Below are 18,150 nucleotides of genomic sequence, written 5' to 3' on the forward strand. Positions count from 1 at the left end.
ATCACGAAATAATTCCATGCAACACGTGCTGCCATCATGTTTGACTCAGATTCTGGTTATTTTTATTCATTTCCCGCAGTAAGGGGAATACAAGCGGGTCGTCCATTTTACATAGCGACTTGCCCGCTACGAATCATTCCTAAAATATTTAGCTACAACGAAGCCGACGTGCCTCCCGAGCTTCGTGCTCAGCGAACACTTAACAAAACCCGGATTCCGGAAATGGTAAAGTACTTGCTGGAGAATCCCAAAGATTACGTTTTTTCGGCACTAACGGCGTCTGTAGGCGTACATATCTCTTTTGAAGAAACCTTAACAGCCCCCAATTTAGGACAGTTAAAAATTCCCATGGATGCGCAAATTCTAATTAATGATGGTCAGCACAGACGCAAAGCCATTGAGCAGGCGCTAGAAGAAAATCCAGATCTTGGGCAAGACAACATAGCCGTATTATTTTACGTAGATGAAGGTTTGACTCGAAGTCAGCAAATGTTTGCAGACTTGAACAAATATGCAGTTAAACCCAGTCCCTCTTTAGGCACCTTGTACGACCATAGGGATGAAAGCTCCTCATTAGCCAGATACCTCGCCTCTGAATGTTTACCTTTTAAAGGGCTAACTGAAATGGAGAAATCTAATATTTCTCCAAAGTCTAATAAGCTATTTACCCTTAGCAGTATCAAGCAAGCAACCAGAGCCTTGCTCGGTAAAGGCCCAAAAGATGGCTTTACTGAACAGGAGCAACAATTAGCCGAAGCATTTTGGTCAAACGTCAATGAACACATGAAGGACTGGCAATTGGTGCAACATAAAGACGTTTCACCAGCTCAACTTCGTCAGCAATATTTACATGCTCACGGGGTAGGTTTACATGCTATTGGTCAAATGGGTCATGCCTTATTGTGCGCGCATCCTCAAGGATGGCAATCGAAATTACCTGCATTAAAAACTATCAACTGGCAAAAAACCAATCCAGAGTGGATCAAACGCGCCATGCTTCATGGTAAACTCAGCAAAACGAACACATGTATCCAGTTAACGTGTAATGCCCTCAAGCTGCACCTTTCACTTCCTCTTACACCTGAAGAAAAAACACTGGAAAAACAGGTAAATAAATGAGCATTACAATACTCTCTGATGATCTCCCAGAGGAATACCAGAACTTTATTAGCCAAGAAACTTTCGCCAATAATAAACTGAGCCATTACATCGCAGATGTACAAAGAGTTTACCTAGCAGATAAAAGACCATGGGTTATAGGCTACAGTGGCGGCAAAGACTCATCCGCAGTAATGTCACTGGTTTATATGGCATTACAGGGCTTGGACAAAGAGCAACGGACTAAACCTATTTTTGTTGTCTCTTCAGACACTCTGGTTGAAACGCCAGTCGTAGTGAATCACATTTCCAACTCTTTAGATGCAATAGGTAAAGGTGCCAAACTTGATCAGTTGCCTATATCTGTGCACAAGGTCACGCCAAAAACAGAGGCTACTTTCTGGGTTAACCTGCTAGGCAAAGGTTATCCGGCACCGACCCGCAGTTTCCGCTGGTGTACTGAACGGATGAAAATTGATCCTGTCAGCGATTTCATCAAAGAAACCGTATCCAAATATGATGAAGTAATAGTGGTATTAGGCTCTCGTAGTCAGGAGAGCGCTTCGCGTGCACAGGTTATCGCCAAACATAAAATTGATGGCTCACGCCTAGCTCGACACACAACATTAGCCAATGCCTTCATCTATACGCCCATAGATACTTGGGGTGTGGATGATGTCTGGAAAATACTCCGCATGTGTAGTCTAGAGTCGAAGGAAACGGCCTACGGCATCAAAAATATTTGGCGCGATGATTATGAGTTAGAGTGGGAAAATCCTTGGGGCAGCAAAAACCTAACCCTCTGGAACCTTTATAAGGATTCCTCTGGCCAAGGTGAATGCCCTATGGTGATTGACGAAACAACACCTTCATGTGGAAATTCACGTTTTGGTTGCTGGACTTGTACAGTTGTCACCCGCGATAGAGCAATGGAAAGCTTAATTGCCAATGGTGAAACCTGGATGGAGCCATTGCTAAAATTCAGAGATGTGCTGGCTCACACTTCCATTCCTGAAAACAAGGATATTTACCGCAACTATAAGCGCCGAAGTGGAAAAGTAAGTTATCAATACGCTAAAGACGGTGAAGATATCACTGTCGAGCGTAAGCATGTGCCAGGGCCCTATTGGCTCAAATACAGACAAGAGTGGCTCCATCAGCTACTGCAACTAGACAAGCAATTTAGAAAAGAAGGTCGCGAGATTGAACTTATCACCGTGCCTGAATTACATGCTATTCGGCAGCATTGGTTAAGAGATCCGAACGAGCCTGATTGGAATGATACCCTGCCACAACTTTTTAGAGATGTGTATGGCTATGATCTCGATTGGGTCATAGATGACAGCGCTTCTTTTGGAAAAGTCGAAGCCAAACTGGTTAACGATTTAAGTCAAGAATATTATGTATCATCAGAAATGGTGATGAAGTTAATCGAAATGGAAGTATCCCTCGATGGTCTCAGCCGTCGTGTAGGCGTGTTTGACAAGCTTGGAAGCATTCTCAAGCAAGACTGGGGAAGCCTAGAAAATATCAAAGTCAAACATACCAACGTACAAAGCCGCATAGAATTGGATTTGTATAAAGAGCAAATGGACGAATACAACAAAGAACTAACCGAGCTTGACCGATTGTTAAGTGAAGAGTTTTAAGGTTTTTATGATTATTACACGTTTGACACTTAACAATTTCCGAGTATTTCGTGGAACCCAGGAAATTGACCTTGCCCCCAGAAGTAAAAAAATTGGGACATCAGGCAGTGCCCAACATCATCGCCCAATAGTACTTTTTGGTGGCCTCAATGGTGCGGGTAAAACCTCAATTTTAACCGCTATTCGCTTGGCGCTATATGGACGTCAGGCCCTAGGTAAAAACATTTCAGGAACGGACTATATCCATCAGCTAAGTGAACTCATTCACAAAGCCAGTGGCCCAGGCACTCAGGCAGAACGAGCTAGCATTGAGTTGGAGTTTATTTACAACCAACAAGGCAGTGCGCACACCTACAAGATCATCCGTGGCTGGAAAAGAGGGCAAAAAGATAAATTAACACTTGAGAAGGATGGCACAGCTCTGTCAGAGCTCAGTTATGACCAATGTCAGAGTTTTTTGAATGAACTTGTCCCCACAGGTATCGCCGACTTATTTTTCTTCGATGGTGAAAAAATAGCGGAACTTGCCGAAGATGAATCGGGTGAAGTTCTGCAAACCGCTGTTCGTCGTCTACTTGGCTTAGATGTTATCGGTAAACTGAAAAGTGACCTTAGTATTTTTCTAAAACGAAAAGGCGTTGAAGGTGCCACCCAAAGCGTACATGCAGAGTTAAAGTCACTTGAACACAATTGTGACGCGCATAAAGCACGTAGCGAAAAACTTCGCCACATAGCTGATCAGCTAAAAGTCCAAATCACCTCGATACAAACCGATATTTCAGCAAAAGAAGCTCAGCTTTCAAGCCAAGGCGGCGCATGGGCACATTCCCGCGAGGCAGCCCAAAGCAAAGCCGACTTTTTAATAAAAGAAAGAGCTGAGCTTGAAAAACTCATTCGCCATGAGATGGAAACGTCACTACCCATCGCCCTAGCCCCCAAAGCCGTTGCCGCTTTACTGTCGAAGTTAGAGCTTGAACAAAAGAAAAAACAGCAATTGCACTTTACAGAGGAACTTAATGGTTTCCTCGACACCTTAAAAGCACGTCTGAGTTTTGACTTGAATGCCACGGCTCCAGTCGCAATGGCGGCCATTCATGACTGTTTTTCTGATTACCAGTTACAGATCCCTAACGACAAATTACTGTTTGATGTTTCAGAGCGTGAATTCAGAGAGCTAGATATTAAAGTGAATAGTGAAGCCAAAGCCTCTTACCGCCGCTTTACGCAAGCTCGTACCCGCCTAAGTAAACTCGAAGAAGAACTCGCACAAACTGCGGCCAATATTGCAAGAGCGCCAGCACAGGAACAGGTAGAAGGCCTATTCAATCAAGTCCGTGAGCTCGATAAGCAAAAGCAAAAGATCGTGATGGACTACCGCAATGTGCTCAATGAAGCGAAACAAGCACTGCGTGAAGCACAGGACATAAATCGTAAGATCCAGAAACTACAAGAAAAACACACGGCGCAAAGCAATGCTACCGAGGGCGTTGAAAATGCCCAAAATACTCTGATGATGCTCGAAGCGTTTGCAACTCGCCTCACAGCACTACGCGTTAGCCAATTAGAAAAAGAGTTTCTCAGTTCTTATCAGCGCCTAGCCCGCAAAGAAGATCTGCATTACCGTGCATCGATCAACCCCACTTCATTTGATGTGGAATTGATTGATGACAATGGTAACGTTTTAAACCGTAAAGCCATGTCTGCGGGAGAAAAGCAGATTTATGCTATATCTATTCTTGAGGCCCTAGGTAAAACATCAGGTAGAAATCTGCCAGTGATTATCGATACCCCGCTAGGACGTTTGGACTCAAAGCACAGAGATAAACTGGTCGAGCACTATTTCCCAGAGGCCAGCCATCAAGTAGTTATCCTCTCTACCGACACTGAGATTGATGAGTCCTATGTCGATAGTCTTAAAGACGATATCTCACATCGATTCGAAATCAGTTTTGACAGTGTCAGCCAATCCTCAAAAGTCGTTGAGGGTTACTTCTGGGGCCAGCAAACAAAGGATGCAATTTAATGCTACCGAATCGCATGAACCTGAATCAAACCACTGAAGAGCAGTTAAAAAAACTAAAGGCCAATACAGGAGTGACCCCGAATGTCTCGGCCAGAATTGCATTTTTCTGCTCGATTGAGTCTGATTTTCGCTATGCAGGCATGGAAGCCAAACTTAATGGCAGTTTAGTGCTTGATAAAATCACTTGGCTAGGCGATACAGCTGAGCTAACGGAATTACTGCTTAAAATGTACTACCCAAACCTAGATGCTAAACAATTGCAGCAAGCTTGGGCGGCACATGTTGAGGATGGAATTGCAGGGTTGAGGAATCATAAGACACTATTAGAATTTGGGAATAATTTATCGAATAAACAATCAATTGCAGGTTAGCGACATTGTATAATCTATGCGCTAAAATGCTAGTCCACTAACTAATACGTAGTATCTCAAACTAGATCTGACAATTATCCTTTTTTAGTGGCGTCTGTCAGGTTAGATTTGTTAAATCAATTGAAGCTGGCTTTGTTTACGATAAAAGCCAACAAGTGCAGTTAAACGGTACGTTAAAGCTGGAAAAAGTCACCATGCTGGTATGGCCCAACTTACGACAGAGTAGCTGTTAAAGCAGCGTTATCTAGGTTTTCACGATCATGATCTGTTGGTTACTTGGGCAGCTCACGTTGCCGTAGCGATAATATCTGAAAATAACTTCAGTTCTAATTCTCCAAAAATTAAGGTCTAGAAATGCCTGAACAAGTTGTAAAAACAGATAGCCACTTTCATAACAATGTTATTATTGCAGATAAACATACTTCGGAGCATCAAGATTCTGCCTCGAAAGAGCTGATTATCATAAAAAGCGAGCCGCAGAGCTCAAAACCATCATCAACAATTTGGGGTACTGATATAACAGCTGTTGGTTCTTTCTTAACCGTTATCTTTTCACTAGCTGTTGCTCTCTCAACAATTAGAAAATATTCAAAGGACTCCAAGCACCAGATTCAATTATTAGAACGTGACAAGCATTTAGACAGAGTGGCAAAGGCAAAGGAAAAGATTGAAAAGTTCTATGGGCCTTTAAATTCATTACTGGAAGAGTCGAGAGTTATTTACTCCTACTTTGCGTTAGAAGAAAAGAAAGAACTTAAAGCAGAAGGTAGTTACTTTAGAACATTAAGATTTCTTACTGATAAACCGGATAATACACAGCAAGGCTTGGATAGATTCAAAAAAAGTGATCAAGAACTATTTAAACATATACTAAGCATTTCAGATAAGGTGATTAACCTTATTGAATCTCAAAGTGGTTATGTAGATAACCCAGCTTTGCATACTCTACTTGGAAAACTTGCAGCACATTATCGAGTAATAAAAACTGCTGCTGAAGGAAAACTTCATGGCCAAAGCGAAGCTCTGGAAAGTATTGTATTCCCATTAGAAATAAATGGTGCGATTAATAGTGAAATATCAAAGCTTTTGAGGTTAATAAAAAAAACAGATGACAAAAAACCAAAGGTTTTAAAAAATAGAACTATCGCTTTTTATGATACTAACGCAACTAGTTATTTCGACTCGACTATCGCGCTAGATATGGAAGAGATCTATAAAAAAGTACGAGCTTACGTCCCAAACGGTGGCAGTGTGCTAGATGCCGGTTGTGGTGTAGGTAGAGATACTCAATACTTTATCCGAAAAGGTTTTAAAGTTTCGTCATTCGACGCTTCATCAAAAATGGTTGAACTGTGCAACCAATACCCCTTCTCATTTTGTGAACAAAAGAACTTTACTGATATTGACTACCCATCTACCTTTGATTTGATCTGGGCATGCGCTTCACTACTGCACTTGAAACCATCCGAGTTTGAGGCCGCAATATCTAGACTATTAAGTGCATTAACATCTGGTGGGCATTTTTACTTTTCACTGAAAAAGCAGATTGATAACACAAAGGCTGCAGAGCGAGACTTTTACACGTATAGCAGTGATTATATACATGAGCTACTAGTTACCAGATATAAGTTAGTCAAAATTGAAGTATGGGAATCAGGTAGTATATTGAGTAACAATGAAACTTTTGTAAATTACTTATACAAAAAGCCCTCCTTATTAGGAATTCTTTAGCATGGGGCTTATTTTCATAGTGATATTTTATAATTCATTGTTAAATAAAATAATTATGATAAAAACAAAATCCTCTAGAACTAAGCAAAGCGTCAAGTTGTTCTTTTTTAGCTTTCGTTTAAGGATAATGGCCCGCCAAGGTTAAAAGTTGTGATTCTGCGAGCGCAACTTTGTTTACGATCATAGTATCAGCTATTAGATCCCATAAAATGTAATGCCAATCTTTCCACAATAAATCTAAGTTGGCAGTTAAATGAATACTGACAGCGTCACCGATACCTAATCCACGTCCTAACAAAACTAAAGTTGCTTTTGCAAATACCCTTTTCCCTATAGGCCGAAATAACTGATGATTATTGTTAAGCTGGTATGTAGTGGGCCTTTGTGTCAGGATTTTTGTCACCCCTATTTTAAAGACACAGGGTGCGGCAAGAGAGTACGATATGGCTCGGTATTCACCATAACGTAAGGACTCGAACCTTAAAAATTATTACCGCCTCACAATTTAACGGTCGCAAAGGTTGCTCGGGAAGAAAGCATTGCGGTGCTAAACTTGTATCGTTGGCGAGATAAAGCCAGAAAAGAAGGTCATCCCGTGTGCAATGGTCTAGAGTACATTTAAACCTCTACTTATAAAGATATAAGATGTACTCTAGGACAATTAAACTTATTCACGACTATCTAGTGAAGCAACTTTTACTACCTTAGCCCCTTGCTCAACAAAACCTCCTTCGTTCATATGCAAGCCCACAGATATACATTCGCCTTTTTTTAACTTGGCGAGCTCGTCCAACCATACTTTCCGACTAGTGCCTGGTACAGCTTGTTCTAGTAATTTTGCATAAGTCTGTATTTCAGTCTCAGCTGGTGCAAAGAAGAGTTTATGTGACGCTTGAAAAAGTCTGTCTTGCTCATCTTTGGATAACATACTTAGAGTTTGAGTGGCCAGTATCAGGGAAATACCATATTTACGACCTTCTGTAAGCATTTTCCCCAACGGACTTTCTAAGCGATGATCTAAGTTCTGTACCTCGTCTAGAACAATCGGGATTGGCTTAGACTTATTGCCGTAACTACAAGCATAAGAATATAAATCCCATAAGGTGAACTCTGTAGCTAGCTGCATGATGTCTCTTGATAGCGATGCAAGCTGAACAATATTGGTGCGTGATGTACCATCATTAAAGATGGTTTGCCAATTCTGAGAAGTATCATTGTTGAATAATTTCGACTTCACCATAGGTGATAGTTTGTTGGCTAACGCTTCCCCCGTTCGTCCTGCTTCTCTCAAATCATCTAGCATACAGTCAAAATCATATTGTTTTCCATGGCGATGGACACCATCTTCTAACACATTAATCAATGTGGCTAGCTGCTGCTCCCCGATAGATGAATAGACTTGATTAAAGACGGAAGCAATACGTGCCGCAACGATATGGTCTTGTTCTTCTAGTATTACACCACCAAAATCTTGTTTCTGCTTTCTGAACGGCGATATTCCTAAAGGTTTTTGTGCAAGAAAATGGGATTTGGGGTTAACGAATCCATTGAACTCACTTTCCAAATGATTGGGCAGGAAGCCATTGGTATAATCTATGACTAAAGAATTGCAATTAGCTTTAGCCATTTCCATCAATAACCCTTGAATACAATAGGTTTTTCCTTGGCCAGAGCGGCCGAAAACGATTAAATGTCTGTTTGCTAAATCCTTATTACCATATTCCCAATAAACAGGCTTTAGGTTGTCAATTGCTCGCCCAATTAGGATTCTACAATCTTCAATATTAATATTATTTGCAGAATAAGAAGTTAATTCTTGTTCAACCATTTCAATATTGCCAAGTGGCTCACTATCATTTTTGTTGTGTAAGTCTGATTTCTTAATGTCACTTAATGAAAAGGCACTAAAACCATCGGTCCGATTCGTTATTGATACTTGGTCAAAACATCTCTTTAATATATGTTCATGAATACATAGTTTATTTTTTGCGAGCTCAATAGCTTCAGCTCTTGTCGATGCTATACCTAATAATTCCCTGCAAATTTCAGCAAGCCCTGAATATCCGATTTCCCGCTGAGATACCAAGTTGTGCGCAAAGAAATAACTTTTTTTATAGTTTAAAGCATGTGTTTTCAATAGTGATAGATAGAAATATTTATTATTTTCCTTGTCTAAATGTCTATTCAAATAAGACTGAATTTTTTCACCCTCTATAATCCTCGATTCACTATCTACAAAACTAAAAGCAAGTTGTAATGTTTCCTCTATATCTATTTCCGTGAATGCGTTATTGATGTGTGAATAATGAGTTTCATCAACCCTTACGATTACACCGTCGGTTAATAATTTGTCTAAGTAGAATGCGGCATGTCCTAAAGATTGGCTCCTAATTTTAGAAGCTATTTCTATTTTAGATAAAGGCGAAAGGGAATGCTCGAAAAGTTCAATCAATACTGTTTTCTGAGACGCTAAACTAAAATTAGAAGCCAGGCTAACAGTATCAGCACCTGATTTACCATTAAAAAATATTCCTTCTGGCTCACCGTAAGCCCTTACGATATGCCTTACTAAAAAATAATCATCGGACAAGTTAGCTCGTTGATAAATATCAACTGATAAGTTGACTGATTCTCTTCCGGCATGTTTGCATTCATTTAACTTTGATAGCACTACACTTAAAATCCGCATTTTATCATCTTCGTTGATATTTAAGTACTTAATATGTCGATATGTGCCTCTGCCACTTTGGTATACATATTCCTTATCTACGGCTCGCATGAGATTGGGTTCAAGTCGCTTTTCAGAATATTGAGAGCTCGCTATCGACTTTGCATTAGCATGGGTTTGAATATTTGCCCATACATCTCCATTAGGGAAATCTAAAATGGCGTTAGTAATGCCTGGTACTTTTGCTAACGCTAGTGGTTTTATTTGATCATTTTCGATTAGTTGCAAGACTCCGTCTTGAATCCAAGTGGATATCTGGTTCTCTGCAACTGCAAGTTCAACATTCATGTTTTCATGTAAATGCCAAGATAAGTCTTCAATACTTGCAGGTGATTTGTTCCAAGCCCAAAACTCTTCCAATTCTGTCTTATTTAGATTGGGCGTTGTTACCTTTTTAATTTCGTTTTCATTGAGACCACAACAAACTTCTAAGAATGAATAGAAACTTCTGTTTGAACCAAAGTATGATCTTAGAGATGGGAATAGTGGCGATCTTAATTCGCTCAAACTACTTTTTGTGATGGCCCAGATAACTCTCGGGGATATGCTTAACTTCGCTATAAAATTTTTCTTAGCTTTATACTCGATTTGTCTAATTCTTTCTCTAGTAATGTCATAGCTTTGCCCAATCTCTTCCAAAGTTTCACTACTACAGTTAACTCCTAATCTTCGAGATAAAATGTCATTTTCTCTCGTTTTATCTTGTAAAAAATAATTTTGAAGATCACTAATTAAGTAATTTTCTAATTCATCTAATGGCAAATCAAAATCTTCGATTGCTACTATTTCGTCCGTTGAATTTACAGAGAAATAGTTTTTCTTTAATTTCTCGATAAAGTCAAGAAACTTTCTTACCTTTCCTCTTCCAAATCCATTTATATTTTCTAGGGTTGGTATATCTATTTCCAATGTTTGGTTAATACTTAAATTCTCCCCAAATTCCCTAAGTAAGGTATTAACTAAAGCCCTATATTCACTAGTAACGTTTACCGAATTTAACTTTGATGAGTCATCATTTGTTGGTGCATGTGGGATAGTATTTTCGACATTATGATTTGATAGGAGATCTTTGAGACGGTAAAAAGATAATAAATCAGAAGACTCAAAATTCTCGATTTGTTCAAGATCATTTTCAGATAAGAAAAGTACGTCTGAAACGGAAATATCACGTTGGTAGAGATTTAGTAACTTTCCAACTATATCTGTTAAATGTACAGGGTATTCAAATTCAGCTTCTGGCCCCCTTTTATTTTGCTCAAAATTTGGTTCAATTGACTCACAACTTTCTATCGTTGAGGAAGTCGTAGAGCACTCATCTTCATATTCACTCTTTTTTTCCTCGACTACGAAACTCTTCAATTCACTATTAAGTAAACTAAGCTTGCTTATTTCTGGATAAGCTGATCTATCTTTAAATTTTGAGAAAAGAGCTTGTATAGACTCTTCATGAAGCATTTTCACAAAAGCTTGTGGGAGTCTAACCTTAAGTACGTTTAGTTCTTCATCCAACTCACTTTCTATTCGCTGACGCTCCATACCTTCATTAAAAGCTAAGGCAATTCCTTGTGGATAATTAGAGATGTCACAAATATTGTAATTCCCCATCAACAAAGAGTCAGAGAGCTCATGTAAGTTTGAAAAATAACTTTCTGGAAAAACATTATACAACTCAAACTTATCGACTTGAGTAAGTATTTGCTGAATAAAAAGCGAGCGATATACCTTCCCTTTGAAAGTTTTTGGCCCTAACAACCTTTTCATGTGTTCAGATAACGCTTTCGCTTGTTGTATAGCTTTAGCAAAGTCAGTACCTGTTTTTCTTGATTTAACCTCAAGAGGAAGTAATACAAGTTCCTCATCCCTAATACCTACAAATAGTATGTCGTCAGAAAGAGCTCCTTTAGACTTATTATGCAATCTTGCCGAAAAATCATGATCTCTTATTTCAAGACCGAGGTTTCCAGTAACCCTCAGCATTTCTCCAACGGATAAAGGAACCCAGGTAAGATCACTTGATAAGAGCAAGCTAGATAAAAACTTATAAGCAGCAACAATTCCTTGTTTTTCTTTAATTTGTTTTTCTGTGTTATCAGTTTTTTTCTTGCCAGACTCTTTGACTATATTCAATAACCATTGCCCATTAAGTGCATTGAAGGAATTGATCAATTCATCCGACTGGCTTTGCAATAAGTCTTTGTATAATCCAACTCGTGAAGATACCGTTATCGCATCATAGGCAACTGAGTTAGTGTATTGATCTGCATAATGAATTAATATAGTTTCTTTTGTATCAAAGAATTCCAACGTAACTTTAGGGTCGATAATACAAGTCCATATGCTAGTGTCATATGACTTAGATAAATGATGTCTAAAAGTATCCTGGACAGCAAGCACAGGAACATTGCCATGGATATATTTACCCGCCTTATCTCGATAAGCTAGCAACAACTGGTTGTATAAGGAAGCTAGTCGTATTGTAAAATTGTCTACTTTTACATTTTTCAATCCAAAACCAGTATAAAAAACCTCATTTTCTAAATATGAAGCTTCACCAGATAAAATGCCGTTACAAACAATCCCAGATTTCCCTGCACTTACATTATTTGAGCGCAATGTAACTTCTTCGATATTCTTAAAAAAACTTATATGAGCATAATCGTAATTATCGAATTCTCTCACTTTATGTACTGTTAGGTTTTTCCTGACTTTGAATATTAAGTCATCCAATACGGCTTCTTTATCTGAGTCGCTCAAACGAACCAACTCTCGTAATTCTTCTATTTTCCTAAACTCAGAAAACTCTTCAAATGCTGTAGTGAAGTACTTGTCGTCATACACATTCACTCGAATTTTCTTTAGCTTTCCTTTTGCTTTTTTATAGTAATTTAATATTCCTTTAAATACTTGTGTATTTTTCTGGTTATTTATTGAATTGATGATTAGAGGAGCATCTTCACTTTGCTGAAATAACATTTCAAAACATGTTAAAAAATCCTGAACTTTCTCATATACTAAGGACGAAACATAGCTATCACCAGATTCTAATTGAGGTGCTATTTCAAGCCACAATTTGTTATGACTTAATGCTTGAGTTCTCACAAAACTTGAGTGTTCATCAAATAACACAGGCAATAAACCTCCTGCATTAAATTTATCTATGGTTGTCGCTGGTATCTGGCTAAACGAGTTGCCTTCATCCGTAATTCTTAGTTTTGCAAACTCAAAAGCATACGAGAGGCATAGCGGATGAAAAGGAGTAAAAAACTCTTCATTCACTTTGCGTATAATACCTATTTCAAGTAATTTTCGAGACTTATGAGCTAATGCTCCTTGAGGAATATCTATTAATGCGTCTTGAATGCTAGCCAATATATCTTCAACAAGACTAAGTAAAGACGCTGGCCAATTAGTAATAGAAATGAGAGTCTCATGCTCAGACAACCAAGAAAATAGAGCTTTATATGCCTTAGCGATACGAGGGAAATCATCTTTAATATCAGCAACATATAAGGTATTCGAAGCATTCTCATCGAAGTATAAAACTCCCCCGTCGAGCATTTTATATTCGAAGGAGCATAACTCTTTTGCTTTTACTGATAACTCTTTTTCTCTTCCAGATATTATCACTCTAGATGTTATTGGCTTATATTTAGGAATTCTATCCTGACTAAATATATCTAAGCCTCTTTGGCTATCAAATAAACTTGGAAGTTTAACATTTTCGACAACTTTTGAACCTGTAATCACCATGGGCAGATGATATTCACCTGAAAGTAACTCAAAATCACCAATAACTTCATTTTCATCAGTATCGCGAAAATCGATGCACTGAAGGTCATCGCAATTGATTTCAGTATCAGCACAAGAAAAGGCATGATCGATGCTGCCATTTGGATTGATAAGCATCTTACCCTGAACATTTTCAAGAATAAGCTTCCCTTTATTTCTCTTTATTTCGACTTCTAACTTTTCAAAATAATTTTTTATATAAAATCGTTCTTTTTCGACAAAGCAACAATTGAATTGAAAACACTCTCTTTGAGATGGTCGATAAAGCTTTATTTGAATAAATATAGGTTGCCCATCAAATGGGATTCGCACATTCAGTGTTGAGTGGAGTTCGTGGTTAGAAGTATTTATTTTTATTTGATTCTGTTTTAAATCGCCATGAATTATTACTTCTTCAGCTTTGAGTAAGGGTTCACCTCTTAACATTTTTATTTTTAAATCAATATCCCTCAACTCGACTTCACCAATTAAGGATATATTTTTTCTAGCAGACAAGCTTCCAGAAAGTCTCTTCCATTCTTCTAGCTTACTCCCGTTAAGCTCAATTTCTGTAACATCTAGCTTCCTGTCTTTATTTTTTTCTATTTCAGCTTCAATATTTGAAAAGGTTTCATTTTTATACTTATCTCTATTTTGACGTAGAAAGTTCTCTGCAATATAACGCTCGCTTAAGCCCACATCTTCTAACTGCCGTTGAAGTTCAGCTGGGTCATCATTAAAGTCATTAACTCTTGAGCGTATTACTCTTGATAGACTATGATTTTTATCTAACTCTTTCTTCAACTCTTTTTCATTGTGAATATCTGATAATCTTGGTTCAAGAAATAATCCATGTTCTCTCAAGTCGATCTTGTCTTTATCAATCGAATAATAAAGAGGTTGATATCCAAATATACTTAGATTCTCATCTCTAATTTTCTGCTCAACATTGGCAACTAGGTATTTAAAAATTAATTCGTCTTTGTGACCTGAGCCTAATTTCACCAGAGCTTGATTAACATATTGTGGAGTGAACACACTTTCATTTAAGCTTACATCAGTGAATGTAGATGTCAGAGTCTCTAAAGAACTATTATTTATTACAAAGAGAACTGCATTATCAATGTCATTGATAGCGTCCCTTACTCCGGCAATATAATCCTCATGGCTGCTATTTTTGTCTTGATCGCCCAAGTGATGAAGCATGACAATAATTTTCTTTCCATTATCGGTTTCAATATATTTTAAGCTTAAATCCCCAATAGTTATCGGTTTGAAATTAAGGACTTTAAAACCGTTGTACAACTGAAGAGATTGAGCAGGATTAGAACTAACAAAATGGTATTTGGTATCAATAGAGTTTGATGCTTCTATATATTGACAAAATAATCTGGCCAAGAATTCTTCAAATAGTAGCTTTGACATATACTGCATCCCCGCTGTCACTTAGTTTTTCTATATTCCCGACATTTTCATAAAATTTCAGGAGTGCTTTCTTGGATTTTAAATCTAGCCAAATACCGCGCTCTTTTAACCCTTCAATTACATCATCAATAAGTAGTTTTTTTTGATTTGAGCAGCCAATTATCATGTTAGTAAGCAAGAGAAGGATGCTTGAATTTACCACGAAGTACTTTCCTGCAGCTTTACGATCAGCGATAAAGCCAGCTGCAAATTTTTTTTCAAATATTTCTATCACTCTCTTATTTGCAGTTTTACGAGAGCCTTTTTTAGAATTTTTTAATGATTCTTGAAAAATTTGTATTTGAAATGCAGCACCTGTATTTAGAGCCTTCTCAAAGGAATCATCAGGTTTATACTCTTCCCCAAATAAATGAGCCAACTCAAAATTAAATTTGTTTACTTTAGATGTATATTCGGTACTTTCTTCTTTGATAATCTCCCAGCTGGGTTTGCCAGATATTCGACTTAAGTAACCTAAAATAGGGAAAAGATTCGATGCAATTCCTCTTGTGCTGCTGAAAAAGTAATCATACCCATACTGATTGCATTCATGCCGTTCTCTACTAGCTCGTTCTGTTTCTAAAATGAAAAATAAGGGTTTAGATGTAGGGATGTTGTATCTATTTCCTGGCAGGCAAATATGAATGGTTAACTGTGTCAAATAAAGAAAACTATAAAGTTTTATAAAACTTTCCAGCTCGCTTAAAAAGTAACTTGGCTTAGTTGCTAATGTATGGAGGTCTTTAGTGAATGCTTCTGCTAAAAATGGCAAGTAAGTAGTTCTTTCTTCTTTGAATGGTATATGAACGCTAAGTTGATTTACTCTCTCTATTAGAAGTGTTTCTAATGCATTGTTGCCACTATGATTAGGTGCTTTTGGCAGTGAAGAAATTAATAAGCCACGAACAATGTTAATCATTGTCTCAGTTCTAGATGTTAATGTGTCTTGAGCTGCAACAAGGTAAGCTAAAGGAGTGATTTTTCTAATGGCGTTTGAGGATAAATATAACTCGTCAATAATATCCACTAGCTCTCTGGTATCCCTTGCACTACGAAAACCGTCTAATATCTCTTCCCTTAGTTTTTCTTTATCACGATCACCCATTGACAATTGGAAGAGATCTTCCATCAAAACTTGATATACACGCTCCCAATCCAATTTGTGATCTTTTAAGGTTTGAGGACCAATTGGTAAATATTGTTCTGCTTTGTTGCTATAGGCGGAGTCGTTGTTGTCTTCTATGCTTTTTTTTACAAACGATATTGATGAATCTATAATAGTGAAATTATCCAAACTATACCTCTACAGTAAATCTTTGTCTATTTTTATTAATTGATACTGTTTTGTCTCTACTGACTAATTTTAAAGATTCTGATTCAAGTGTTCTATCGACAATATGTGCTAAGAGTTCCTCGAATTTTGCTATGGCTTCAATGTTTTGCATGTTAGGCCTAAATCCATTAGATATGTAAACAGCTTGAACTAAAGTTTTTAAATCTAAGTTGAAGGTATAAACAGGTTCATTATTAATAATTAATGGGATGGGAATAATATCGTTAGATATCAATTGATGCCGCTTTATCCATTCGATATCAGCTTGAATATTAATTTTATTACAAACTGAATATTCATTCAGTTTACGACTTACAATATAACCATCAACCTGAACAGGAAGCTGCCTATTAGCATATTCAAGTAACGACTTAAGGATTAAGTCCTCTATTATATTTAAGCAATCATCTTCATCTCTTACCGACAATTCTACCGCTTCATATACACTAACTAGTCTTAAGTAATGTTTTAAAGCAATTTGTAAGTATGAATCTTTATAGAAGTTGGGTAATGTTGACTTCAGATTGTGTCCGTTTAGAAGGTAAGCACCACGAACCAATCCCTGAGGAGACAAACTACAGCCAGTAACTGTATTTAGCTGACTAATGTCATAGGCCATATTTTCAGATAAAGTATTGGTTGCATATTCGAGGTAAAAGCAGTCTAACTCAGCGCTTCTATAGTTAATAGGATCTACCCTTCTAAAGCACTGACTAAATTCATTATCCAGGTCAGAAAAAACGTTTCCAATAATCCCGTCTTCATGTTCTTTAGTGACAATTTGAAAAATGAAGTCTACAAAAATCCTAGGGATTAAAAACTGCTCCTCCAGCAATCTGGCTAAACAAAACAGCTCAATTAATTTATTTTGAAAATGCAGCAATGACAACACTTCAAAATTTCTTGCCACTTTTGAATCTGTTTTTTCTTCTAAAAGGTAATATTCGTAAAATGGATTTTCTATCGAAGGTTCAGTTAATTTTTTTAAAAAATCAGATATGAAACTAGAAGTTACAGTCTGTTCTGAAAAACTCAATCTCGGGTAGCATTCAAAATCATAAAAACTTACATTCTTATGCCTATAGCCCTTCATATGTCTGTTTGTAAAATAAGCTTCAAATGAAGATTTAATATCATCATGACGCTCAGCCCCTTGTTTGATGAATTTTTGCAGCATCCCGACATTAATGCCTATAGCTAAAGACTTACTATTCTCCTTGAATTCATCAAAGCGCTCGTCTAAACAATCAATTGCTGATCTATGCTGCTGACTACTATGAGTTGCATCTAAATGAAAATCTATGAAACCACTGAATTTTTTATATAACTTAGTGAGAATCTCTGATTTTCCATCACCAGAACTTCCACATAAGCAAATAATATTACCACCCAAAGATTGCTCAACAGCATCATCTAATGCTTTTTCAAAGTCGTATTGAATTTGCGGGGGAATATAAAGGTAATCTTTGAGAGACTGCAAGTCATCTACTATTTGTTCAGTTTTCAATGTTGATACTGAATATTTTGAAGATTTAGATAGTACACCTAAGGCCTCTTTGAGTCTCAATTTCAGTTCCTTTTTCTTATCTATCATAATCACATCCCATACAACAATGCTATTACATATTTCTTCACTTGGGAACCTTATACTCACAAAATATTTATGAGATTCAAGGTCTTCTTCACACTCTGAAGGTCAACACGATGCATCATCTCGGCGGAGTTGTTCAAAACATTGCTTGGATAGTAACGACCCCTAGCTATTGCTCGGTTTAGCCCCCTCCCCTCGCAAGGTATGCTCAAATTCAGCATCAAGTCCATTGCTTTAACTCCAGATAGGGCTTTGCTGTCTTGGGCCTTGCACTTCTCAGACTTACTTTTGGGATAGTCAATTGCTTTTATCGATAAATTGCCTTATCTATCAGCGTCCTCTGACCGTAATCATGTTGCTTTTTCATTCCGATTAACGTATCAGCTAAAGAGCA

General features: G+C 37.6%; 8 protein-coding genes and 1 pseudogene. 6 read left to right on the top strand and 3 right to left on the bottom strand.

Annotated elements, in window-relative coordinates; translation table 11 throughout:
* Positions 1-36: 36 nt before the first annotated feature.
* From dndB to KO537_RS01245, 6 genes and pseudogenes are all read left to right on the top strand, one after another.
* A complete protein-coding gene (gene dndB, locus KO537_RS01220) occupies positions 37-1,119 on the top strand; it encodes a DNA sulfur modification protein DndB (protein WP_219233670.1) in 1,083 nt (360 codons plus the stop codon).
* The gene (locus tag KO537_RS01225) at positions 1,116-2,747 is read left to right on the top strand and encodes a DNA phosphorothioation system sulfurtransferase DndC (protein WP_219233671.1); all 1,632 of its coding nucleotides are present in this window, start codon (positions 1,116-1,118) and stop codon (positions 2,745-2,747) included. The genes dndB and KO537_RS01225 overlap by 4 nt, the downstream gene beginning before the upstream one ends.
* 7 nt (positions 2,748-2,754) lie before the next feature.
* The gene (gene dndD, locus KO537_RS01230) at positions 2,755-4,770 is read left to right on the top strand and encodes a DNA sulfur modification protein DndD (protein ID WP_219233672.1); all 2,016 of its coding nucleotides are present in this window, start codon (positions 2,755-2,757) and stop codon (positions 4,768-4,770) included.
* Positions 4,770-5,141: a DNA sulfur modification protein DndE gene (dndE, locus tag KO537_RS01235; protein ID WP_219233673.1), complete on the top strand. Its 372-nt coding sequence runs from the start codon at positions 4,770-4,772 to the stop codon at positions 5,139-5,141. Before dndD ends, dndE begins: the two co-directional genes overlap by 1 nt.
* A gap of 354 nt (positions 5,142-5,495) precedes the next feature.
* Positions 5,496-6,872 (top strand): class I SAM-dependent methyltransferase, encoded by a 1,377-nt coding sequence (locus KO537_RS01240; protein WP_219233674.1) that lies wholly within the window; start codon positions 5,496-5,498, stop codon positions 6,870-6,872.
* A 443-nt stretch (positions 6,873-7,315) separates the two neighbouring features.
* Positions 7,316-7,470, top strand: a pseudogene (locus KO537_RS01245) (IS3 family transposase); the annotation flags it as partial.
* A 69-nt stretch (positions 7,471-7,539) separates the two neighbouring features.
* Here KO537_RS01245 and dptH read toward each other — a convergent pair.
* Genes dptH through dptF form a run of 3 tightly spaced genes read right to left on the bottom strand, consistent with a single transcriptional unit; the run spans position 7,540 to position 17,759 of the window.
* Complete coding sequence (gene dptH, locus KO537_RS01250; protein WP_219233675.1) at positions 7,540-14,793, bottom strand: DNA phosphorothioation-dependent restriction protein DptH; 7,254 nt, start codon at positions 14,791-14,793, stop codon at positions 7,540-7,542.
* Positions 14,774-16,126, bottom strand: coding sequence for a DNA phosphorothioation-dependent restriction protein DptG (gene dptG, locus KO537_RS01255; protein ID WP_219233676.1), 1,353 nt, complete (start codon positions 16,124-16,126; stop codon positions 14,774-14,776). The genes dptH and dptG overlap by 20 nt, the downstream gene beginning before the upstream one ends.
* Before the next feature lies 1 nt (position 16,127).
* Positions 16,128-17,759: a DNA phosphorothioation-dependent restriction protein DptF gene (dptF, locus tag KO537_RS01260; RefSeq protein WP_219233677.1), complete on the bottom strand. Its 1,632-nt coding sequence runs from the start codon at positions 17,757-17,759 to the stop codon at positions 16,128-16,130.
* Between the last annotated feature and the right edge of the window lie 391 nt (positions 17,760-18,150).

The organism is Shewanella sp. NKUCC01_JLK, from assembly GCF_019345615.1.
Lineage (GTDB): Bacteria > Pseudomonadota > Gammaproteobacteria > Enterobacterales > Shewanellaceae > Shewanella > Shewanella oncorhynchi.

Coding starts and splice junctions, on each gene's coding strand:
- dndB (WP_219233670.1), top strand. CDS start 37: ATGTTTGACTCAGATTCTGGTTATTTTTATTCATTTCCCGCAGTAAGG.
- KO537_RS01225 (WP_219233671.1), top strand. CDS start 1,116: ATGAGCATTACAATACTCTCTGATGATCTCCCAGAGGAATACCAGAAC.
- dndD (WP_219233672.1), top strand. CDS start 2,755: ATGATTATTACACGTTTGACACTTAACAATTTCCGAGTATTTCGTGGA.
- dndE (WP_219233673.1), top strand. CDS start 4,770: ATGCTACCGAATCGCATGAACCTGAATCAAACCACTGAAGAGCAGTTA.
- KO537_RS01240 (WP_219233674.1), top strand. CDS start 5,496: ATGCCTGAACAAGTTGTAAAAACAGATAGCCACTTTCATAACAATGTT.
- dptH (WP_219233675.1), bottom strand. CDS start 14,793: ATGTCAAAGCTACTATTTGAAGAATTCTTGGCCAGATTATTTTGTCAA.
- dptF (WP_219233677.1), bottom strand. CDS start 17,759: ATGATAGATAAGAAAAAGGAACTGAAATTGAGACTCAAAGAGGCCTTA.